The sequence below is a fragment of the Glutamicibacter sp. M10 genome, from assembly GCF_025452055.1.
GTDB lineage: Bacteria > Actinomycetota > Actinomycetes > Actinomycetales > Micrococcaceae > Glutamicibacter.
The window spans coordinates 3,362,754-3,384,233 of sequence record NZ_CP104918.1; the positions used below are offsets into that span (position 1 = coordinate 3,362,754).

Consider the following 21,480-nt stretch of genomic DNA (forward strand, 5'->3'; position numbering starts at 1 on the left):
GTAGCCTCGCCTCATGGGAAAGACTGCCGAAGCGCTTGCAGAGACCGGCGCTAGAAGTCTGTGGCGCGAAGTACTCCTGGTCCTTCTGACTGTTTTGCTGTGCCTGCTTGGCGGAATGTTTCACGCCGATGACACTGTCGGTGCACCACCGCTTCTGGCCTATCTGCTAGCCGCCGTCGGCGCAGGAATCGCGCTGGCACGGCACCGATTTGCGGTGTGGGCGTGGGTTGCAGCGACCGGTTGTGCAGTGCTCGTTCCGCTGGAAATCTTGCTGACCCCGCTGGTCATTGCCCCACTGGTACTTGTTTCTTACACGCTGATTAGCCGCGGTCATCGGTTTGGGTGGTGGCTGGTTGTTGCTGGCGCGCTCAGTGCCCTGCTGGCGTTTACCGGGGCTGGTTCTTGGGAGGATTCCAGCCGTCTAGGTACTGTGGTGGCCGCCCCGCTGATGGCCGGGGTGCTGGGGCGTTCGGCCCGCGATCGTCGCGCCTACCTTTTTCGGTTCAACAGCGGGCTCGTCGGGCCGAAGAAACCCGGGACTCCGAGGCACGCAGCAAGGTCGCCCAGGAGCGTTTGCGGATCGCCCGTGAACTCCATGATCTTGTGGCGCACCAAATCACCCTGGCCAATGCGCAGGCCGCAGTGGCCGAACGGCTCTTCGATACCCAGCCCGATAAGGCGCGGGTGAGCCTGCATGAGCTGCAACAGACCACACGCCATGCGCTCGATGAACTGCGTGCCACGGTGGGGCTACTGCGCGAGGAAGACAGTCCCGAACCCGCGCCGGGGTTGGCTCAGCTAGCTAAGCTTCTGGCTTCTTTCGAACAGATCGGTGTTCGCGTCAACCTGCAAACTCAGGGACAGCCCGGCGCGCTCGCCGCGAGTGTGGATCTGGCCGCTTACCGGATTATTCAAGAAGCACTCACCAATACGGCCAAACATTCGCAGGCCAAGGCCGCACACGTGAAACTGGTCTGGGAAGCACGTTGGTTGAATCTGGAAATTAGCGATCCAGGTCCGGCCAAACCGCAGCAACGACCCGGTTACGGGCTGATCGGCATGGGTGAACGTGCGCAAGTGGCCGGCGGGCAATTTTCTGCACAGGCTCAGGGCGACGGTTTTATCGTCAGTGCGCGCCTACCGCTGGCTACCGCGCAGCTCGACCGAAAGAAGTGAGGACGAATGGAAGACGAACCTACCCTCATCCGGGTATTGATCGCCGATGATCAGGCGCTGTTGCGTACCGCCTTCAAAGCCCTGTTGGAAACGGCCGACGACGTGCAAGTGGTGGGCGAGGCCGGCACCGGGGCGCAAGCAGTCGCGCTGACCGAGCAGTTACACCCCGATGTAGTACTGATGGATATTCGCATGCCAGAACTCGACGGGCTCAGCGCGACGGCCGAAATTTGTGCGAACCCTCAGCTGGCCAGCCGGGTGCTGATCCTGACCACCTACGAGACCGACGAATATGTGGCGCAGGGGCTGCGCAATGGGGCCAGCGGGTTCATCGGAAAAGGGATCGACGCCGATGGGCTAATTTCCGCAGTGCGCACCGTTGCCGCTGGCGAAACCCTACTTTCGCCAGCGGCAACGCGCTCGATAGTGGAACGATTTTTAGCTACCCCGGAAACAGGGCAGCCCGAGCGCCCCGAGCGGCTTGCCGAGTTGACCCCGCGCGAACGCGAAATGGTGGCCCTGGTAGCGACCGGGCTTTCCAACATCGAGATCGCCGACCGGATGTATCTGAGCCCGTTCACCGTGCGCGCGCATGTGCAGCGCGCCATGACCAAGCTCGACGCGAGAGACCGGGCACAGCTGGTAGTAATCGCCTACCAAAGCGGATTGGTTTAGCGCTGCTGAGCGTTGCGCTCTGCGGCCTCGACCACGTTGTTCAGTAGCATCGCGCGAGTCATCGGGCCCACACCGCCGGGGTTCGGGCTGATCCAGCTAGCAACCTCGGCCACGGCTGGGTCCACGTCGCCGGTGACCTTGCCGTCAACGCGGGAGACACCCACGTCGAGCACGATCGCGCCGGGCTTGATGGCGTCGGCCTTCACAATATGTGGCACGCCAGCGGCGGCGATGATGACATCTGCCTGAGCCAGAAGTTCTGGCAGGTTGGTGGTGCCGGTGTGTGCCAGGGTAACCGTCGCGTTCACGCTACGACGGGTCAGCAACAGCCCGACCGGACGGCCAATGGTCACGCCGCGACCTAAGACCAGCACGTGCTTGCCGTTCAGATCGATATCGTGGCGGGCCAACAGGTCTACACAACCCAGCGGGGTGCAGGGCAGCGGCGAAGTCATCGGGCGATTCACGTTGGCCACGAGGCGGCCAAGGTTCATTGGGTGCAGACCGTCGGCGTCCTTGGAAGGATCCATCGCCTCGAGGATGACGTCCTGGTCGATGTGCTTTGGCAGGGGCAGCTGCACGATGTAGCCGGTGCAATCCGGATTTTCGTTCAATTCACGGACCTTGGCCAGCAGTTCATCTTGGGTGGTTTCCTCGGGCAGATCCACGCGGATCGACTCGATGCCCACCTCGGCGCAGTCCTTGTGCTTGCCGCCGACGTACCAGGCCGAGCCCGGATCGTTGCCGACCAAGATGGTGCCCAGACCGGTGGAGTGACCCGCAGCCTTCAGCTTGGCCACACGTTCAGCAAGTTCCTGCTTGATGGTGGCCGCGGTGGCCTTTCCGTCGAGAATGCGTGCGCTCACGCGGATCCTTCCGTAGGCGCCTCGTTGCCAAGGCGGGTGGTGTGCAAACCCAGGCGCGCGGCTCGCACGATTAGCTCCCCGGTGGTTACCCACCTAACGCCAGTCACGCGTTCCAGTGTAGCGAAAATCGGTTCGGGAATGAGAGCGCAGTGCGCAGGGTTACCTTTGGATGTGTACTCAACAATTGTGATCGGGTCCGGGCAAGCCGGGCTCTCAGCTGCCTACCATCTGGCCAAGCGCGGTGTGGACTTCCTCGTGCTCGATGCAAACCCCGGGCCCGGAGGTGCGTGGCAAAACCGTTGGGACTCGCTCACCTTAGGCGCGACGCACCATATTCACCCGCTACCAGATTTCCCGTTGGAGAATCAGGACTCCACCCGGCCCGCGTCGGCCGTGGTTAAGGAGTACTACGGCGAGTATGAGCGACGCTTCAACTTGCCGGTGCGTCATTCGGCCACGGTCACCTCAGTAACGCGGGTGGAGAATCACTTTGAGGTGCACGCCGATCAGCTCTACACCGCGCGCACCGTGATCAATGCGACCGGCACCTGGACCAACCCGTTCTGGCCGCTCTACCCCGGCCACTTTGACGGTCCACAAGTACACACCAACGGCTTTGTTTCTCCTGACCAGTTTGCCGGACAACGAGTGCTGGTGGTTGGCGCCGGAGCCAGCGCTACCCAATTCATTGTGCAGTTACGCGATGCCGGCGTAGATACCTTATGGTCCACTCGGCGAGCGCCTGACTGGCGTGAAATGCCCACCGGTGCCGAATGGGGGCTGGATGTGGAGCGGCAGGTTAATGAGCGCACTCGTGCTGGGTTACCGCCCAAGTCGGTAGTCGGTACCACCGGTTTGCTGCTGAACGAGAAGATGCGCGCCGGGATCACTTCCGGGGCGCTGCTTTCCCGCGGCAAGATCGCCCGACTGGAATCTGACGCGGTGGTGTTTGTCGACGGAACGCGGGAGAAGATCGACGCGATACTCTGGGCGACCGGCTTCCGTCATGCCCACCGCCATTTGCGCAACCTCAAACTTCATACCGAGGCCGGCGGCATCGTGATGGAGGAAGATGGGGTTTCGGCTTCCGCGATGCCGGGGATCTTTTTGTCGGCTACGGTGCCTCGGCTTCTACGTTGGGCGCTACCCGGGCCGGTCGAAAGGCTGCGCTGGCTGCCGCGAAGTACTTGGGCGACGCAACGTAGATCACGCAATTGGTAGAACAACGCTGGCGGGCGCTAACTTAGAACCCATGAACCAGTACATCGTCACTCTGTCTTGCCTCGACCGCCCCGGTATTGTCCACGCCATTTCCGGAGGTCTTTTGGGTGCCGGTTGCAATATCACCGAGTCGCAGCAGTTCCTCTCCCCGAGACTGGCACGTTCTTCATGCGGATCCAGGTTGAGACCGAACAGTCCTTGGATCAGGCTCGTGCGTCTTTGGCACCGATTCGCGATCAGTTTGCGATGTCGTTGAAGGTTGCTGACGCGGCCGATCGGGTGCGCACCATGATCATGTGCTCTAGGGCCGGCCATGCGCTCAATGACCTGCTCTTTGCGCAGCGTGCCGGAACGCTGGCCATCGACGTGCCGGTGATCGTCTCCAACCACCTGGATCTCAAGCCGATGGCAGATTTTTACGGTGTGGACTTTGTGCACCTGCCGGTAACCAAAGAGAACAAGTCGCAGGCTGAAGCGGAGCTGCTTAAGCTCGCAGAAGATTACGACATCGAACTGGTGGTGTTGGCCCGCTACATGCAGATCCTCTCCGACTCGTTGTGCGAGCGGATGGAGGGGCGCGTGATCAACATTCACCACTCGTTCTTGCCTTCCTTTAAGGGCGCCAAGCCTTATCACCAGGCCTACGCTCGCGGTGTGAAGCTGATCGGCGCGACCGCACACTACGTCACCGCGGATCTGGATGAGGGGCCGATCATTGATCAGGAAGTCACTCACGTGTCGCACACCCGCACCGCCGAGCAGCTGGTGGAGTTGGGTCGTAGTGTGGAGGGTCGTACGCTGACTCGTGCCGTGCAGTGGCATGCCGAGCATCGCGTGATGCTCGACGGTCAGCGCACAATCGTCTTCTCGTAACTCGCACCGGGCTCGCCCGCCAATTAGAGTAGGTGGCATGAGCCACATTATTACTATTGACGGGGCGACCCCACTTCTCGGCAACAACGTATTTATCGCACCCACCGCCGTGTTGAGCGGAGACGTGGTTCTGGCCGATCAGGCCAGCGCCTTTTACGGGGTGTCCGTGCGCGGGGATTCGGCCCCGATTCGCGTTGGTGTTGGTACCAACTTGCAGGACAACGTGGTGCTTCACGCCGATTCGGGTTTCCCTTGCACATTGGGCGCTGGAGTATCCGTGGGACATTCGGCGGTAGTGCACGGTGCCACCGTGGGCGACGGTTGCCTGGTGGGTATGAGCGCAACCATTATGAATGGCGCGGTCATTGGTGAGCAGTCGTTGGTGGCCGCCGGGGCGCTAGTACTCGAAGGCACACAGGTTCCGCCGCGTTCATTGGTTGCCGGTGTGCCGGCCAAGGTGCGCCGTGAGCTCAGCGATGAGGAAGTGGCCGGGCTGAACGTCAACGCCGAGCACTACCTTGAACTATCTGCCAAGCATTTGGCTGCGAACGCCTAGGCTTCAGCAAATTCTAGGGCCAGCGCTCCAGCCCGCCACCCGATCGTCAGCTGCTGCGCCATGGCTTCTGCGTCAAGCGCCTCGTTCGGCGTCATGAAATAGGTATTAACCCGGAGCTTTTGTTCGGGATCAAGTTCTGTGGAGAGCAAGACCAGTGGCCGGTGGCCGGCGATCTTGACCGTCCGGAAGAGTCCGCAGTGCCGGCCGATGTGGTGGATCGGGTAGTTTAAGGTCGGCCGAGGCGATGTCGGTGCGTCCGCCCTTTTCCCACGGATCCAGATGGTCCAGTTCGCAACGTTCGGCGGGCATACTGCAGCCAGGGTAGGAGCAGCCTCGGTAGGCGGCCCGGATCGCTCGGCCTTGGGCTTTGGAGAAGAGCCGTTGAGTTCGACCGAGGTCCAAGGGCAGAGAAGCGCCATTGAGTACTAGCGGGTAAATGCCGGCGGTACACAGCGCGGCTCTGGCTTCACCGGGCGATAACGGGATTCCGCTGGAGGTGACGGCGAAATCTTGTGCTTGGCGTTGCATCTTTTCCCAGTTCATCACGATGCTCACCTGCGCTGAGCCGAAGCCCGGTTCAGGCTGCGAATCAGTTGTCCGGTTGGTCATGAGTAGGGCCATCAGGCCGATCAGCCGTCGTCGTTCGGGCTTCATCTCTTCCCACGGAGCTGCGGGTTCCGGAGTTTGTGAGTCGCTCGAATCGGCCGGTGCGTCGTCGGGATCCTCGCTGTCAGGATCGTCGTCCGGATCGTCGCTGCCCGGATCTTCGTCCGGATCGTCGGCGGCGGGTGAGTCGTCCGGATCCTCGTCGTCCGGGCCGGAGCGGTTTCCACCCTTGGCCCAGTCGGGCATTGATTCTTCATCGTCCCAGTCGCTGCCCGGCTCGCCGGTGAAATGAGCCTCGGCGTCCTTTAGACGCTCGCGGTTGCCGGCCACGGTGGCAGGGTTATCCACCTTGGCAAAAAATGCCTCAATGAACGCGGCGTGCGAGGGCAAAACTCGCAAAACATATTCCACGAGTCCCTGGCGCGTGCCCCGCTTGAAGATGCCGATGCATTCAAGCAGGGCTTTAAGTGGGCGCTTGCCGGATTTCACTTCGGCGACAAGGTCATTGATGTGTTTGCGGGCTGACTTGGGTTCGGCGTTGAGGAAAGCAACGGATTTGGCTTGGAGCTGGCGCAGTTTGTCCCGGCCGGCTTTGCCCGCGCCCAGATCTTTGCGGGCCGAATGCAGTTTGCTTGCCGTTGCGGCAACGAGCCGCGGGTCCACGGTAGGGTCGGTGAACGTGGCGGCGAGTTCCGGCAGCCACGGATCGAGCTGTTGGCCGGCCTCATCAATCCGGCCAATGAGGCAGTCGGCTTGGACCAACCGGTCCCCCGCGGTACTGCGCGGAATGTCCAACCAGTCATGCATCAACCCGCGGGCACTTTTGAAGTGAGTGCGCCCGGCGATGGTGTGGCCATGGGTGGCTTCGATCTGTTCCAGCGTGGGGTTGGTGCCGGCGTCGGTGATGGCTTGAAAGGAGGCTTGATCAAGTTTGTGCGCGCCGGTGCGACGAAGCGCGTGGGCGGCGTGAAGCTGTGTGCGCGATTGCTGCTGGCCGAGGTGCTCGGTCAAGAGTGCAAAATAGGCCGCGTGGCCGGCGGTCAGATCTGTCTGGGACAACACAGCAGTAGCGCTGGCGGTCAGTTGGGCCGCCGTGGCCAGATCCCTGAGTGCTTGTGCTGTGTCCATGGAAACGAGTTTGCCCCGCAGTGACTGATCTGCGGGGCAAACTCGAACGGGCTGTGGATATTTACGCGGTAGCGAAGGCGGATGCGCTCTGCCGGGTCCCCTGGGTTACGGGCTTGGCCGCGGATCGCGAGGCGTTCGACGCTGCGCGGGCGGCAATCAGTCCACGTTCCAGATCGGCGATCAGATCTTCGACCTCTTCGATGCCCACCGAGAGACGGACCAGGTTGGTCGGGATCTCCAGTTCGGTGCCAATCAGCGATGCGTGAGTCATTTCGCGCGGATAACAGACCAGCGATTCCACCCCGCCTAAGGAGACCGAGAGCTGGAAGTACTCCATGGATTCAGCGAAGGCGCGGGCGCCGGCTTCATCGGTGAGCTGCAGCGAAACAATGCCGCCAAAACCGCGCTGCTGGCGCTTGGCCAGTTCGTGCCCGGGGTGGGTTTCCAGACCCGGGTAGTACACGCGGGTCACTTCTGGCTGCGCGTCAAGCCAGCGGGCCAGCTTATCGGCGGTGGAACAGTGACGTTCCATGCGCAGGCCCAGGGTTTTCAGTCCGCGGGCGGCCAGGTAGGAATCCTGCGGTCCGGCCACCGCACCGCCGGCAAACTGCTGGTAGCCGACCGCTTCGGCCAGGGACTGGCCGCGGAAGAGGTGATCGGCCACAATTACCGCACCACCGAGCACGTCGGAGTGCCCGCCGATGTACTTGGTGGTGGAGTGAACTACCGCGTGCGCGCCGAAGTCCAGCGGACGCTGTAGATAAGGGGTAGCGAAGGTGTTATCAACCACCAGCAGGGCACCAATTTCCTTGGCCAGCTGGGCCCAGCCGGCTAGATCGGCGATGCCAAGCAGTGGGTTGGACGGGGTTTCCACCCAGAGCAGGGCGGTATTGGGTTGCAGTGCAGCTCGCACCGAATCCAAGTTGGTGATGTCCACCGCCGAGGAAGTGATGCCCCATTTGCTGTGCAATTTGGAGATCAACCGGTTGGTGCCGCCGTAACCGTCAGCGCCCAGAACGATGTGATCGCCCGGTTCCAGCACGGCACGCAGCAGCGCATCTTCGGCGGCGATACCTGAGGCGAAGGCAAAACCGGCCTCGCCGTTTTCTAGGATGGTGAGCTGGTCTTGGAAACCATCTCGAGTGGGGTTGGAGCCGCGGGAGTATTCGTGCCCGGATCGCAGTACGTTAATACCGTCCTGGATGAAGGTGCTGGTCTGGTAGATCGGCGGAACAACGGCGCCGGTGTGTGGGTCTTTTTCCTGGCCTGCGTGTACGGCCTGAGTGTTGAAGCCAGTCATCATGCTCCTTGAGTTTGTGGGGCCAGGGCCCGGTTCAGTGCATTATCAAGCGCGCGGTTCAGGTCTGAGAGCAGATCCACAGGATCTTCAAGCCCGACCGAAAGGCGCAGGGTGGAGGCGTTCAGGCCAGCGTCGGCCAACTGATCGGCCGAGAGCCGGCAATGGGTCATGGTGGCCGGGTGCAAAATCATCGTGCGGGTGTCCCCCACGTTCGCGGCCAAACTGATCAGTTCTAGCCCATCAATCACCGGGGAAACTAGCGACGGGTGTGCCAACTCGATGGCCAGCACGCAGCCGGTGCCCTTGGGGGTGAGCTGTTGGGCCACGGTGTGGCTCGGGTGGCTGGATTGTGAGGGGTGATGGATGGCCGCGATGCCCGGGTGGCCGGAGAGCTCTTGGATCAGGGTGCTCACGCTGCGCTGTACATGCGCTGCACGCACCGGCAAAGTTTCGATGCCGGCCAAAATGCCTTGGGCGCTGGCCGGAGCTAATGCCGGACCTAGATCGTGCAGGAACTTGGAACGCACCAGCATCGCATAGGCAGCAGAGCCGTGGCGTTCGAGCAAGGAAGTATTGTTCAACCGCACGCGTGGGGCGGCAATCTGTGGCCAACGCAGCGGATCGGAGAAGTCGAACTTTCCCGAATCCACCACCACGCCGCCAAGTACCGAGCCGTGGCCGGCCAGACCCTTGGTGGCCGAGTGGACCACAATATCCGCGCCAAAATCTAGCGGGCGGAAGTTCAACGGGGTGGCCAGGGTGTTATCCACGACCACCGGGATGTTGTGCTCGTGGGCGATCGCCGAAATAGCGGGAAGATCGGCCACCGTGCACAGCGGGTTGGACACGGACTCTAGGAAAAACGCGCGGGTCTCATCCTCGATGGCCCCGGCCCAGGCTGCCGGATCGGCTTGGTCAACAAAGCTGACGCGGATGCCAAAGTCGGCGAAGGAGTCGGTCAGTAGGTCCACCGTGCCGCCGTATAGCGAGGAAGACGCCACAATGTGCTTAGGTCCCTGGGTCAGCGCCAACAGGGACAGTGAAACAGCTGCCTGTCCCGAGGCGGTGGCCACCGCCTGAGCTCCACCTTCCAGCGCGGCTACACGCTGCTCGAGGATCGAAACGGTGGGGTTACCGGTGCGTGAGTACGTGAACCCGGACTGGCGCATAGCGAACTTTTCGATCGCTTCAGCATGGGATTCAAATTGGTACGCTGCGGAGTTATGTAGTGGTGGCAGCATCGGGCGGAAATCTCCGCTTGGTCGATACCCTGCGTGGACCGCGTCGGTTCCTTGGCTCATAGCTCCTTCTCGTTTCCTAGCGAGGGAGTGCACCGAAAGATGTAACCCGTACCAAAGCCCGAACACTGACTTGGTACGAGGCACAGTGCGCTTAAAAGCGTTCGGAACTGCTCCATCGTCCCTGGCATTAGCACCTTTCGGTTTCCCGATGGTTGCTGCGACGTCTTCGAGCCAGATCTCTTAGTCGCTCTTGATGGTTTGTTGTTCTTCCATGGTTCGATATCTGCCCCGGGCGGTGCAAGCGGCATCGGGCTCACGGCTTCATACAAGGTCGCCACGCTTCATATGTCGCCAAGTTGTCATGATGACACGGGGTTTACGACCTGTTTATGACGCGCCACTTTGAGCATAATCCGCGGAATCTAGCAGTTTTGCCCTGCTAGTGTGACGACTCGAAGGCTAGAGATGACACACTGTTACGGTTTTAGCCCAGCACCTCAACGTCAAAGCTGGCGACCACCGCACGCACTTCTTCCAAATAAAGTTGCGCTTGATCGGTGAGCGGGATCCCGGCGTGGTCGATCCAACCGATCTCGATTCGCTCGTCGATGGACAGCGGGATGGCAACGATGGAGGGATCAAGCTCGTCGCTGATGATGCCGGTGGAGATGGTGTACCCGCCCAAGCCGATCATGAGGTTAAAGATCGTGGCGCGGTCCGAGACTTGAATTTCGCGTTGGCTTGAACGGGTGGAGAGCACCTCTTCGGAAAAGTAGAAGGAGTTGTTTGCACCCTGGTCGAAGGTAAGCCGCGGCAGGTCTTCGAGGTCTTCAAGCGTCACCTGTGCACGCGAGGCCAGTGGGTTGCTGCGCGAAATAAAAATATGCGGATCGGCTATGAACAGCGGATGGAAGACAAGCCTGGATTCGCGCAGCAGCTTGTCGATCACTTTGCGGTTGAAGTCGTTGCGGTACAAGATCCCGATGTCGCTGCGTAGGGTGCGTACGTCCTCGATGATTTCCTCAGTGCGGGTCTCCCGGAGCGAAAATTGGTACTCCTCTGCGCCGCTGGCCTGAACCATGCGCACAAAGGCATCAACCGAAAATGAGTAGTGCTGCGTGGAGACACCAAGCAAGCGCCGAGCCGAAGGCCGGCCGAGGTAGCGATGTTCAAGAAGCTCCACCTGCTCCAGGACCTGGCGTGCATAACCCAGGAATTCTGCCCCCTCGGGGGTGAGTGTCACTCCCTTGCGGAGCGGACCAACAGGGTGCGCCCCACTCGTGCTTCGAGCTCTTTCATGGCCGCGGACATGCTGGGCTGCGCGACGTAAATTAGGTCGGCGGCACCGGAGATGGAGCCCTCGGTAGCGACCGCGGTGAAGTAGCGAAGCTGTTGCAATGTTAAACCGCTTGTTCCTTGGACCATAGATTCAGTCTATATGAATCCATAGTTATATCGAGTTACCTGATATCAATGAAGACCCTGCATGATGGACGCATCGACTTACTTTCGGCCTGCCCAGGCCCTCATCACAAGATTGGCCGCCATGGCAGACGAGCTCACTTTCAGCATTAGCACCACCAAATTCGACGAGAATTACACTCCCTGTGCCACCTCACGAGTGACCACAAACTTCGCAAATCTGGCCCGCGGCGAGAACCGCCAACAGAACCTGCGCAACGCCCTGACGATGATCAACCGTCGCTTCAATTCGCTGGCTCACTGGGACAATCCTGCCGGCGATCGTTATGAGCTCGAACTGGAAATCATCTCGGCCAACGTGCATTTTGCCGCCGAGAATGAAGAGCAGGATTTTCCGCTTCTTGAAGTTCTAGACACCATCGTTGTCGACCGCCTCACCGGTACCCGTAGCCATGGCATGGTGGGCAATAATTTCTCTTCTTACGTCCGCGATTATGACTTCAGTGTGGTGCTTCCGGCGGCCAGCAACGGCTCGGGTGCTCCTAAGTTACCTGAAGATTTCGGCGACCTTCACGGCCAGCTCTTCCAGCATTTCTTGGATTCGGAAGCCTACCAGCAGCGTTTTAACCAGTTGCCAGTGGTCGCCATCAGCGTCTCCACTTCCAAAACCTACTACCGCACCGGCAATAGTCACCCGGTCCTTGGCTTGGAATACCAGCAGGACGAGAACTCCCTGACCGATACCTACTTCGGCAAAATGGGTTTGCAGGTGCGCTACTTCATGCCTGCAGGTTCCGTAGCTCCACTGGCTTTCTACTTCCGTGGCGATCTGCTCAATGACTACACCAACCTGCAGTTGATCAGTCTGATTAGCACCATGGAGACCTTCCAGAAGATCTACCGCCCCGAGATTTACAACGCCAATTGTGCTGCCCCGTCGGTCTACCGTCCAAGCCTGAGCGCTCAGGACTTCGCTCCGACTCGGATCGACTACGACCGCGAAGAACGCACCCGACTCGGAGCTAGCCAGGGTAAGTACACGCAGGAGCACTTCATCATCCCTAATCAAGAATTGCTCAACCAATTTTCCGCCACCTGCCCAACTCCTGTCGCCTGAGAATCGAAAGATAAACGATGACTTCAAAGCTAATTCCAACCTCAATCGTCGGCAGCCTCCCCAAGCCTTCATGGCTGGCCCAACCTGAGACCCTGTGGTCCGATTGGAAGCTCCAAGGTTCCGAGCTGAGCGAAGGAAAGCAAGATGCCATGCGCGCTGCCGTACTGGAGCAGACTCAGCGTGGCATCGACATCATTAGCGATGGCGAACAGACCCGTCAGCACTTCGTCACAACCTTCATTGAGCACCTGAGCGGTGTTGACTTTGAAAAGCGTGAGACCGTGCGCATCCGCAACCGCTACGACGCAAGCGTGCCCACTGTTGTTGGTGCAGTAGAGCGAAAAAAGCCAGTATTTGTTGACGATGCAAAGTTCCTGCGTTCATACACTGACAAGCAGATTAAGTGGACGTTGCCTGGCCCAATGACCATGGTGGACACCTTGTATGACGCTCACTACCAGAGCCGCGAAAAATTGGCCTGGGAGTTCGCTACCATCCTGAATCAGGAAGCCAGGGAACTCGAAGCCGCTGGAGTGGATGTCATCCAGTTCGACGAGCCAGCGTTCAACGTCTTTTTTGACGAAGTTGCTGACTGGGGCATTGCAGCGCTGGAGCGCGCATGCGAAGGGCTAAAAGCTGAAACCGTCGCTCACATCTGTTTCGGTTACGGCATCAAGGCCAATAATGATTGGAAGGCCACCCTCGGCGCTCAGTGGCGCCACTACGAGAAGTCCTTCCCACTGCTGCAGGCCTCAACCATCAACACCGTATCTTTGGAATCGCATCACTCCAACGTGCCGATTGAAGTCGTTGAGATGGTCCGCGGCAAGAAGGTCATGCTCGGCGCCATCGATGTGGCCAGCGAAACCGTTGAAAGCCCAGAAGAAGTCGCTCAGACCTTGCGCAAGGCGTTGGAATTTGTGGACGCGGACAAGCTGATTGCGAGCACCAACTGTGGCATGGCACCGTTCCCTCGCGACACTGCGCTGGCAAAGCTCAGCGCTTTGAGCGCCGGAGCGTCCATCCTGCGCGAGGAGCACGTCGGTGCCAGCGTCTAAGGTCACCATCGACGCTACCGATTCGCTGTCCGCGGATGACTTCAAAGCTGTCTTCCGCGGACATCCGGGTGGTGTCAGCGTCATTACGGCAGATGCTGGCGACGGGCCCGTTGCGCTCACTGCCACCTCGGTGGCATCAATCAGCGTTGATCCACCGCTATTGGTCTTTTCGATCTCGGCGTTATCTTCGGCTGCCGACGTACTTTCTCGTGCGGCAACGATCGTCGTTCATAGCCTGGATGTGCACGACCTTGAGGTTGCCAAACTGGGTGCAACCAGCGGCATTGACCGCTTCGCACAGAGCCAGTCGTGGACACGTTTAAGCACCGGCGAAACGGTGTTTGACAACGTTCGTGCGTGGGTCCGCTGCGATGTTATTCAACGGATTCAGGCCGGAACTTCCACGGTGATTGTTGCCCGCGCTCTGCAGGCGCACATTGAACGTGATGCTCAGCCGGGCGAACTTGGTGACGCGTTGGTTTACCACAACCGTTCGTGGCATCACCTCAACGAAAATTCACGCCTAAACGGTTAAAACTCTTCGGCCGCCGTCTCATAGACGGCGGCCGAACAGCTTTAGCTGGTCCAATGGCTCTTTGCGTTAGTGCTTGGTCGACTTTCGACGTCCGAGAGCAACAAAGACCGCACCGGCAAGGGCCACCAGCAGCCCCGCTACTCCAGCGGTGACTCCGTCAAAGCCAGTGTTCGCCAGTACTGGTGTTGCGGAGTCGGCGCTCTTCTTTGTGTCTGGCTTCTTAGCCGAAGGCGCCGCACTGACATCACCGGCAGGCTCGATTTCTGCGCTAGCCGACGCAGATTCACTCTCCGATGGAACCATCTCCTGATCAGTTTGTGGTTCGTCGATATCATCGTCTTCTTGCTCCGGCTGGATCCCGAAGAACAATTCAAGGTAGTACGCTCGCAGTTCGGGATCATGGGCAAATACTTCTTCGAGGAACGCCTGGAACCCAGCGGCGTCTTCATCGCTTTCGATGCTTTCGGCGATGAATGGCAGCATCAGGTCTAGTAGTTCGAGGCCTTGATCGGTGCTGAAATAGGCTTCCCACTGCGCTTCGTCCCAGTCGAAGCTTTCCTCGGGAAGAAGTTCGGTAATGGACTCCCAGAAAGCCAGTCCTTCATCCGAAAGCTCGAATTCTTCGTCCCAGCTGTCATCTTCAGCAAGCAATTCATCAAGAAGCCTGTTCATCTCCTGCCCGGCTTCGGTCTGATCGAAAGCCTCCCACTGGGCTTCATCCCAGTCCTCGCTGCCCTCAGGCATCAGCGCATCGATTTGGGCCCAGCGAGGGTCTTCGTCCTGGTCTGCAACGTCCGTTGATGGTTCGGTGGCCTTGGCCGACTCGCTAACTTCAGCAGTGAGCTCAGATGCAGCGTCAGGTTCTGCCGAAGCAGCTGATTCCGTCACCGCGGGTTCTGATTCTTCGTCCACATCGGAAACAGCAATTGGAGCAGCCGAGGACTCGGTTGCCGGGTCGATGGCAGGTTCCGACGTTTCTGCCTCAATCGACTCGTCGACATCGAGCATCGTCTCTGGCTCAGTTGGAAGGATGCTTTCCTCGGATTCAACGAAGTCCGCTACAGGAGACTGAGACGCAACTGGTTCCGCCTGTGCGTCCACTGACGTTGACGATTCCGTTGGGGTTGAGATGACCTCATCCGAAATCACTTCTGCATTTGCTGCCGGGCCGCTGAGCACCAATCCCGTGATCAGCGCCGTCGACATTGCCGCCACGCTTAATTTAGTTTTCAATTATCCTGCTTCAAAGAGTGCGAATCGGCGCAAGAACCTCACAACGGAATAAACTAGCAATTATTGCTAAAGCCGCTCATTCCCGTGCCCACGAATTGATGATTGAGCTAAATCTAGCTCATTACCCGAAGAATCACAAAGAAATTTTTTCACATAAAACGCGTTTCCTGCGAGCCTAGTCAGGTAAGGAATGTTCGAGATTACGCCCACCTCCTTCTAGTGACTAGCGACCCACTAGCAAGGTCTCGATCGCCGACTGAAATCTGCACTGGTACAACAACGAAAGGTTGCATTCGACGTTGAGGTATTGCACTCCGGTGGATTTTGAAGATCTCTATCATGATGTAATGAGCGACCCTTTACCCGATGAAGTCGCCAGTAAACTGTCGGCATGATTTCCGGAACTGTTTAAATAGTGCAAAAGTAAGCCACTTCCAATGTGTTCGAGTGGTCCCTACCTGAAAAAATTTGCCGCGTTTAGTCATTGCCACATTCGCACACAACGCAAATAGCCAGCACAATAGTTGCCATGGACTATGATGACCCGCTGATCCTCAGAGACGTCGCCGCATGGCGGGCCTGGCTTGATGAAAACGAAGAAACCAGCGACGGGGTATGGCTGCTCGTAGCGAAAAAGGGCACCACCGATCCGACCTCGCTAATGGTTGCCGACGCACTGCAAGAGGCATTGTGCAGCGGTTGGATCGATGGCCAGCGGCGCAGCAACGACGAGAAGACGTTCCTGCAGCGATACACTCCGCGACGCAAAGCCTCGGTCTGGTCCGAGAAAAATACACAGTTCGTCCAGGAACTAATTACCCAGGGCAGGATGCGCCCTCGTGGGCAAGCGGAAATCGATAAGGCCAAAGCGGATGGCCGATGGGACCGCGCCTACCAAGGGCAGGCCACAGCCCAAGTGCCCGAAGACCTACAACGCGCTCTAGATGCACATCCTACTGCCAAAGCCGCTTTCGAAGCGCTGAAGTCCCAGCCGCGCTATCACATTCTGCACCAGCTGATGATTGCCAAGACCGAGAAGACCCGGTCGGCAAGACTGGAAAAATTCGTTTGGCAGTTGTCCGAAGCATCAGAATAAAGTGAACAAGCAAGATTCTCCCTAGATCTTTTCTGCAACCAAAAGCGCGAGGGCTAGGCAAGAAGAAACTGACCTAAGATACTCATCTCAACCATTTCGCATATATGGATCAAGATCTAGCTCAAAGGGAATCGACGATCTGCTGGGCTAGTCAGAAAACAGCTGCCGATCCCGTTGGCCCCAATATCGTACGCCAGCAGCGTCAAATCAGCGATTCGCTAGCCTGCCACATACCCCTGTTGTACTCTCGGAGGCGGTGGAGCGTGGAGAACAACTACTAATCGATTGCAGGAATTTCTTCTTCGCTGCTGTTTTGCAGTACGGCGGCCGCCTCCCGCTTCCTATTCAGCGCCTCGGTGATCATGCCACCGCTGACCTGTACCGCGCCGGCGATCGCCAACAGCGCTCCGACCATCGGGTCGAAGAATAGAGCGACGAGGCCAAGGACGAACACCGTCCAGCCAAGCCCCATCAGTATGGTTGTTCCGACAATCCCTTTGTTAGCCATGGGTTCAGTCTACTAGTTATTTGATCTGCAATCTGGAATAACTGATGCGGAGTAATGAGTCGGTCACCAGATTCTCCATCCCTGTCAGCCAACGGACACAATAGTCATAGCACCCGAAAGGACATTCTTCTTATGGCATTACGTGTATTGCTCCCCTGGCAGGATCTCGTCGACCGGCTGCAGCTTCCGGGAATCGAACCGATCCTCTGGCACATCGACGATGACCCGAATGATGCCCCACCGGCCGACGTGCTGGTTACCGAACGTCCGAGCAAGCCTGAGCTGCGTTCAAGGGTCTCCCGCATCAAGGGGCTGAAGCATGTCCACCTGCTCTCCATCGGCTACGAGTGGGTTCTGGAGCATCTTCCCGGACAAATCTCATTGACCAATTCCAAGGGCGCCGTGGAAGATGCCACTGCCGAACACTGCCTCTCCCTGATTCTGGCATCACTGCGCCAACTGCCGCAGGTCGGAAAGCAGCAGCGCGAGCGGCAGTGGGCTAGGACGTGGACCGGCTCGCTGCACGGGTCAAAGGTAGTGCTTCTCGGGGCCGGCGGAGTAGGCAGCGAAATCCGTTCGCGGCTTCTGCCCTTCAAGCCTGCCGAGCTAACTTCTTTTGCCCGCACCGAACGAGTCCATGAGCAGGGCGACCCCATTTATTCCCTCGACAGACTCTGGGCTTTTGTCCCCACTGCCGATGTGGTGATAGTTGCCCTGCCACATACCCCGGAAACCGAGCAGCTTATCGACGCCCAATTCCTCTCAGCAATGAAGGACGGCTCACTGCTGGTCAATGTGGGACGCGGTTCCATCGTTGACACCGACGCACTGTTGTCGGAGCTGCAAGCCGGCAGGCTACACGCCGCCTTGGATGTCACCGACCCCGAGCCGTTGCCGGCAAACCACGCACTATGGAGCGCGCCGAATTGCATCATCACCCCGCACATGGCCGGAGACACTGGACAGTTCATCTCCCTGGTCTCTGAACTGGCAGTGGAGCAGGTCATCGCCCTTGCGCACGGTGAAGAACTCGCAAACCGAATCATCAATTGACTCGGCGTTGAGCAGCCGATCCCCTAGGCTGGTTCCTACGATGGATACCAGAGTTAAAACGCATCAGACCGGCGGACGAGTCCGCGACATCGCCGAGCAGGATCATGCTGGTGAGGATGAGTTCCGCGTTGATGTAGAACGCATCCGCTTCTCTCCGTATTTTTCACGTCTCTCATCGGTGACGCAGGTGATTCCGCAGGGTGGTTCGGGAACCCTGGTGCATAACCGTTTGACGCATTCGCTCAAAGTCTCAGCAGTGGCTCGCTCCATCGCGATCAACCTCAGATCAACAGATGAATCAACTAGGAGACTAATCTCCGATTTGGGCGGTTGTGACCCTGTAGTTGTACAGGCGGCGGCCGCAGCACACGACCTAGGCCACCCGCCTTTTGGTCATCTTGGCGAGCAAGAACTCGATCGGGTCGCCCGTAATATGTTGGGCCTGCCGGACGGTTTTGAGGGCAATGCTCAGAGCTTTCGCATCCTTACCGCTTTAGACAGTTGCGGAGCCACTCCACGCGGAATGAACCTCACGCGAGCAGTTCGGGCAGCGGTTTTGAAGTACCCATGGACGCGCAATGAATGGCGAAGCAAGGGACCAATTTCCCCAGAGCTACTGCCCCGCGGCATCGGCACAGACCCCTCTGCTGGGGCGATGAAATACTCTGCCTACGATATCGAAGCCACAGAGATGGCCGATGTACTTTCGGTATTTCCTGGAATAGCCCAATATCAGCAGACCTTGGAATGCTCGGTAATGGATATTGCTGACGACATCGCTTACGCGGTCCATGACCTTGATGATTTCTACCGCGCCGGAATCTTGCAGTACACGAGCGTCTCGGCCGAATTACGTGCGTGGCTTGATCATTCAGCTCAACTTAAAACACTGAAGACGGCAGAGTTGGATCAGCGCCAGCCAGGGCATGCATTGGAACTAACTTGGCGTCGCCTTGTGGCGAAGGACCCATGGATCGCCAATCCTGATGCATTCCGTGATTCCGTGCGACGAGTGGACCATGACTTGGTTGATGGACTTCTAGCCGTTCCTTACGACGGAGGGCTGCAGGCCGATCGTGCAGTGACCGCATTTACGCGCCGCTGGATCGACAGGCTCCAGGCATCGGTGACGGTTGATCGGACACCTATTGTTCGTAGCGGCCATATTCGCCTGAGCGAGGAGGCCTGGCATGACGTTGTTGTCCTCAAGTTTGTACATTCACGTTTCGTCCTAGACCGTTCCGACTTGGCCGTGTATCAGCGCGGTCAGACTAGGATCATCCGCTCGTTGGCAGAAGGATTTAATACCTGGCTCAATGATCCAGATGACGCGGGCCGCGCACCGCGACGGCTTTTAGATTCGGTAGAAGCAACCACCGAGGAATACCGTCATCTTCGAGAGACCAACCCTGAACTGTTCTCTCAGGCTGGGCCGAACGAAATTCAACGGTTGGGTCAGGCACGAGCCATCGTCGATTACATTGCTTCATTCACCGATACACAAGCAGTCTCGTTGAACTCACTACTCACGGGAACCTCTGACAGTCTTTGGGAAGCAGGCCGAGGGCTGTAACCGCTGTTGGCGGTTCGGCCCAATCCCGAGCTACACGGCTAGTGCTAGTTCAGAGAGTTCCTCAGCAACAATCTTCTGCATCAAGGAATAGGTCTGCTCGGGATTAATTCCTGCGTTGAAGTGTCGTGCCATGAGTACAGCCATCCGGTCAGCGGCTTCATTAAAGCAATTGCCGTTGTGCCCACGCACCCAAATAGCACGAGTGCCTCCCCTGCGACGCGCCATCGCTACATCAATCGCGATGTCATGAGCGCCCCGTTGGCCCTGAAGTCCACTGACGGCATCATTTACGGATTTAACCAACGCCTTGCAGTCGCTGAATATGATGAGGTCCGAATCTACGGGCGTGTGGCGAAGCGCCAATAATGCCCCCGTGGTTTCTGCCATCAACGGACTACGTGAAAAACGCTTAGGCGTAACTTGCGAAGCCCAATGTCCTTGCATGGTGACCATGGCTCCGGCACCTCGATCTTGTCCATGATGAGGAAGCGAACCGTCGGTATAAGCAATGACCGAAGACCGTGATTGATAGGCCTGCCGGGTAGCAGCCAGGGCCTGCGTGTTCACGTGATTTGCAAGTTCCATATTGAGGCCGAATAACCATGCAGGATTCAGGCAAAAAACTGGGTTCGACGCTAGCTCTTGATGACCGAGTCCGTCACGATTCGAGATGAGAATGTCTATCGCACCGGAACAAGCAATACGGCTACTGCCAGTAAACTCCGCGATGACATCGAGAATCGCCACATCTAACTCGCCGCTGCCACAAGTTCCGGTCAGGGTGATGACCGGACGATGGATGGAATCACACAGCGTGACGGCGAAATCGAAGTGCAGACCCCTCTGACTGCGTTGAGCCAGATGTCCATGCGACATTATCGACGAAGAAAATGGCACATAGCCATGTTTTTGCCCTGTTGCGTCACGCGTAAATGCGGAGCGCTCTACAACGGCAAGAATTCTGGTGGGTTGTGTTTGGCGCGCCTCGGTAGCAAATCTCCGCACCCCATCAGCATCTAAAACTATGGATATCCGAGATCCTGGGAAATGAGTAGTCATCATTCCTCCTAGCGCCTAAATGACTTGAAAATGATCCTACTGCCATTCACCGACACTTTGGTTTCTGACGCGTTAAATATCCTGTTTCTTTGGCGATAAAAGCAATTAGTGAATCCAACAATTCCAGCACCGACCCTCGTTGTACCGACTTTCACCACGTGAGGTCCCACTGTAATGCGTCGGAAGAATCGGACTGTATTCTTATCGCCTCTAGTCAGGTGCGCCTCTAATTGCGCAAAAAATATTGACCGTTACCCCTGCACGAGTAACGGTCAATACTGTCTGCCCAACAGCAGCGGTCTAAAGTTCTAGAGGCCCAGGCTATGGATCAACTCGGCCAGGGACACAAGGAGATTGCTCAACATCAAAAATACCTCAATCGATTTCGTTGCGTAGTTTCTTTCAGCCAGTCACAGATTCTCTTCCTGACAATTACGACACTATTATCATTGGATTCAAAGCAAAAGTGATTTATACAAAATGAGAAAGTTTTTACACTCAGGAAATGAGCGTTTTACATGCGCACTGTTGATTCGCTTTCCTTCGTTTGATAAGCGCCATCACCTTGCCAGGCGCCACGAAGTCGACTCGCAAGAAGTCTGACTTAGGACAGTTCACCAAAGTGTTGGCGCCGAATGCCCTTGAACAGGCCTATCGAACTGCCACTAGCTACTGTTGGTATAGGGCCCGATCCGACTTGAGCAAGGCGAGACAATGAGATTCTTCAAGAGCCAATTTCACAGCGACTATTCCGACCCAGCTGATAGCTTGGGCCTGCACGTGTTGAACGAGCGATCTGAAGAGCTCTATACCTACAACAGCTACCGCGATGTGTGGCTCATGGATCGAGTGAGTGCCGGGCACTATTTCTTCCCTGAGCTCTATGCGGAAGTAGGTCACCTGGTTTTTGAAGAGGTCACGGCAGAAGACGTCCCCGCCCTACTTGGTGAACTGGAGTCCGTTGCTTCTGAACCGCCTGCGCATCATCAGCACGTTCAAGGCGCCGAGCCCTCCGAGCGTGAACAAATCGATGGGTTGACGTCTGCGCAGCTGGGTATAGCGCAGCGCCCAAAAGAGTAGGAAGCCCCGACGAGGAAGAGTCGCGCCGCGAAATAACGTGAACACTAGAAACTTTTTGATGTATTACTTAAAGTTTGAGGCGCCACCCGCAGGGGACGCCTCAA

Annotated in this window: 20 protein-coding genes, 2 pseudogenes and 1 riboswitch; of the genes and pseudogenes, 14 read left to right on the plus strand and 8 right to left on the minus strand. The window is 58.0% G+C overall.

Features of this window, described 5'->3' with window-relative positions; genetic code table 11:
• The first annotated feature begins 13 nt into the window (after nt 1-13).
• The 3 genes from N6V40_RS16305 to N6V40_RS16315 are packed head-to-tail and all read left to right on the plus strand — an operon-like array spanning nt 14 to nt 1,851.
• Nucleotides 14-688 (plus strand): hypothetical protein, encoded by a 675-nt coding sequence (locus N6V40_RS16305; RefSeq protein ID WP_262198241.1) that lies wholly within the window; start codon nt 14-16, stop codon nt 686-688.
• On the plus strand, nt 604-1,176 hold the full coding sequence (locus tag N6V40_RS16310) for a sensor histidine kinase (protein ID WP_262198242.1): 573 nt from the start codon (nt 604-606) through the stop codon (nt 1,174-1,176). The genes N6V40_RS16305 and N6V40_RS16310 overlap by 85 nt, the downstream gene beginning before the upstream one ends.
• 6 nt (nt 1,177-1,182) lie before the next feature.
• Nucleotides 1,183-1,851, plus strand: a complete 669-nt coding sequence (locus tag N6V40_RS16315) for a response regulator (protein ID WP_262198243.1) — start codon at nt 1,183-1,185, stop codon at nt 1,849-1,851.
• Here the strand turns inward: N6V40_RS16315 and N6V40_RS16320 are convergent.
• The gene (locus N6V40_RS16320) at nt 1,848-2,717 is read right to left on the minus strand and encodes a bifunctional methylenetetrahydrofolate dehydrogenase/methenyltetrahydrofolate cyclohydrolase (RefSeq protein ID WP_262198244.1); all 870 of its coding nucleotides are present in this window, start codon (nt 2,715-2,717) and stop codon (nt 1,848-1,850) included. The two genes, N6V40_RS16315 and N6V40_RS16320, sit on opposite strands and share 4 nt — an antisense overlap.
• 171 nt (nt 2,718-2,888) lie before the next feature.
• Here N6V40_RS16320 and N6V40_RS16325 point away from each other — a divergent pair, with 171 nt between their 5' ends.
• The 3 genes and pseudogenes from N6V40_RS16325 (at nt 2,889) to N6V40_RS16335 (ending at nt 5,367) form a co-directional block, all read left to right on the plus strand.
• On the plus strand, nt 2,889-3,938 hold the full coding sequence (locus N6V40_RS16325; RefSeq protein WP_315973723.1) for a flavin-containing monooxygenase: 1,050 nt from the start codon (nt 2,889-2,891) through the stop codon (nt 3,936-3,938).
• 31 nt (nt 3,939-3,969) lie between these two features.
• Nucleotides 3,970-4,811, plus strand: a pseudogene (purU, locus tag N6V40_RS16330) (formyltetrahydrofolate deformylase).
• A 37-nt stretch (nt 4,812-4,848) separates the two neighbouring features.
• Nucleotides 4,849-5,367, plus strand: coding sequence for a gamma carbonic anhydrase family protein (locus tag N6V40_RS16335; RefSeq protein WP_262198245.1), 519 nt, complete (start codon nt 4,849-4,851; stop codon nt 5,365-5,367).
• A 129-nt stretch (nt 5,368-5,496) separates the two neighbouring features.
• Here the strand turns inward: N6V40_RS16335 and N6V40_RS16340 are convergent, their stop codons facing one another.
• The 4 genes and pseudogenes from N6V40_RS16340 to N6V40_RS16355 form a co-directional block, all read right to left on the minus strand.
• Nucleotides 5,497-7,101: an HNH endonuclease signature motif containing protein gene (locus tag N6V40_RS16340; protein ID WP_262198246.1), complete on the minus strand. Its 1,605-nt coding sequence runs from the start codon at nt 7,099-7,101 to the stop codon at nt 5,497-5,499.
• Between the two features lie 61 nt (nt 7,102-7,162).
• Entirely contained in the window at nt 7,163-8,401 is a 1,239-nt protein-coding gene (locus N6V40_RS16345; RefSeq protein WP_262199769.1) for a cystathionine gamma-synthase, read from the minus strand.
• Entirely contained in the window at nt 8,401-9,702 is a 1,302-nt protein-coding gene (locus tag N6V40_RS16350) for an O-acetylhomoserine aminocarboxypropyltransferase/cysteine synthase family protein (RefSeq protein WP_262198247.1), read from the minus strand. The genes N6V40_RS16345 and N6V40_RS16350 overlap by 1 nt, the downstream gene beginning before the upstream one ends.
• Nucleotides 9,703-9,811: 109 nt before the next feature.
• Nucleotides 9,812-9,902, minus strand: a riboswitch (SAM riboswitch).
• A 224-nt stretch (nt 9,903-10,126) separates the two neighbouring features.
• Nucleotides 10,127-11,067: pseudogene (locus tag N6V40_RS16355) on the minus strand (LysR family transcriptional regulator).
• Between the two features lie 121 nt (nt 11,068-11,188).
• Here N6V40_RS16355 and N6V40_RS16360 point away from each other — a divergent pair.
• Genes N6V40_RS16360 through N6V40_RS16370 form a run of 3 tightly spaced genes read left to right on the plus strand, consistent with a single transcriptional unit; the run spans nt 11,189 to nt 13,774 of the window.
• Nucleotides 11,189-12,181: a putative oxygenase MesX gene (locus N6V40_RS16360; protein WP_131090236.1), complete on the plus strand. Its 993-nt coding sequence runs from the start codon at nt 11,189-11,191 to the stop codon at nt 12,179-12,181.
• A 17-nt stretch (nt 12,182-12,198) separates the two neighbouring features.
• Nucleotides 12,199-13,239 carry a methionine synthase gene (locus N6V40_RS16365; RefSeq protein WP_262198248.1) on the plus strand — a complete coding sequence of 347 codons (1,041 nt, stop codon included), beginning with the start codon at nt 12,199-12,201 and terminating at the stop codon, nt 13,237-13,239.
• Nucleotides 13,226-13,774 carry a flavin reductase family protein gene (locus N6V40_RS16370; protein ID WP_262198249.1) on the plus strand — a complete coding sequence of 183 codons (549 nt, stop codon included), beginning with the start codon at nt 13,226-13,228 and terminating at the stop codon, nt 13,772-13,774. The genes N6V40_RS16365 and N6V40_RS16370 overlap by 14 nt, the downstream gene beginning before the upstream one ends.
• Nucleotides 13,775-13,840: 66 nt before the next feature.
• On the opposite strand, the gene N6V40_RS16375 is transcribed toward N6V40_RS16370, so the two are convergent.
• Complete coding sequence (locus N6V40_RS16375) at nt 13,841-15,007, minus strand: hypothetical protein (protein ID WP_262198251.1); 1,167 nt, start codon at nt 15,005-15,007, stop codon at nt 13,841-13,843.
• 263 nt (nt 15,008-15,270) lie between these two features.
• Between N6V40_RS16375 and N6V40_RS17800 the strand changes: the two genes are divergently transcribed.
• Together N6V40_RS17800 and N6V40_RS16380 are read left to right on the plus strand one after the other, a co-directional pair.
• On the plus strand, nt 15,271-15,402 hold the full coding sequence (locus tag N6V40_RS17800; protein ID WP_396268680.1) for an IS3 family transposase: 132 nt from the start codon (nt 15,271-15,273) through the stop codon (nt 15,400-15,402).
• Between the two features lie 134 nt (nt 15,403-15,536).
• A complete protein-coding gene (locus N6V40_RS16380) occupies nt 15,537-16,103 on the plus strand; it encodes a YdeI/OmpD-associated family protein (protein ID WP_262198253.1) in 567 nt (188 codons plus the stop codon).
• 277 nt (nt 16,104-16,380) lie between these two features.
• Here N6V40_RS16380 and N6V40_RS16385 read toward each other — a convergent pair whose 3' ends face one another.
• Entirely contained in the window at nt 16,381-16,611 is a 231-nt protein-coding gene (locus N6V40_RS16385) for a hypothetical protein (RefSeq protein ID WP_262198255.1), read from the minus strand.
• A gap of 132 nt (nt 16,612-16,743) precedes the next feature.
• Here N6V40_RS16385 and N6V40_RS16390 point away from each other — a divergent pair, with 132 nt between their 5' ends.
• The gene (locus tag N6V40_RS16390; RefSeq protein ID WP_262198257.1) at nt 16,744-17,664 is read left to right on the plus strand and encodes a 2-hydroxyacid dehydrogenase; all 921 of its coding nucleotides are present in this window, start codon (nt 16,744-16,746) and stop codon (nt 17,662-17,664) included.
• 40 nt (nt 17,665-17,704) lie between these two features.
• Nucleotides 17,705-19,237, plus strand: a complete 1,533-nt coding sequence (locus tag N6V40_RS16395) for a deoxyguanosinetriphosphate triphosphohydrolase family protein (protein ID WP_262198259.1) — start codon at nt 17,705-17,707, stop codon at nt 19,235-19,237.
• Between the two features lie 30 nt (nt 19,238-19,267).
• Here the strand turns inward: N6V40_RS16395 and N6V40_RS16400 are convergent, their stop codons facing one another.
• Nucleotides 19,268-20,299: an RNase H family protein gene (locus N6V40_RS16400; RefSeq protein ID WP_262198261.1), complete on the minus strand. Its 1,032-nt coding sequence runs from the start codon at nt 20,297-20,299 to the stop codon at nt 19,268-19,270.
• A gap of 711 nt (nt 20,300-21,010) precedes the next feature.
• Here N6V40_RS16400 and N6V40_RS16405 point away from each other — a divergent pair.
• On the plus strand, nt 21,011-21,376 hold the full coding sequence (locus N6V40_RS16405; protein ID WP_262198263.1) for a hypothetical protein: 366 nt from the start codon (nt 21,011-21,013) through the stop codon (nt 21,374-21,376).
• Nucleotides 21,377-21,480 lie beyond the last annotated feature (104 nt).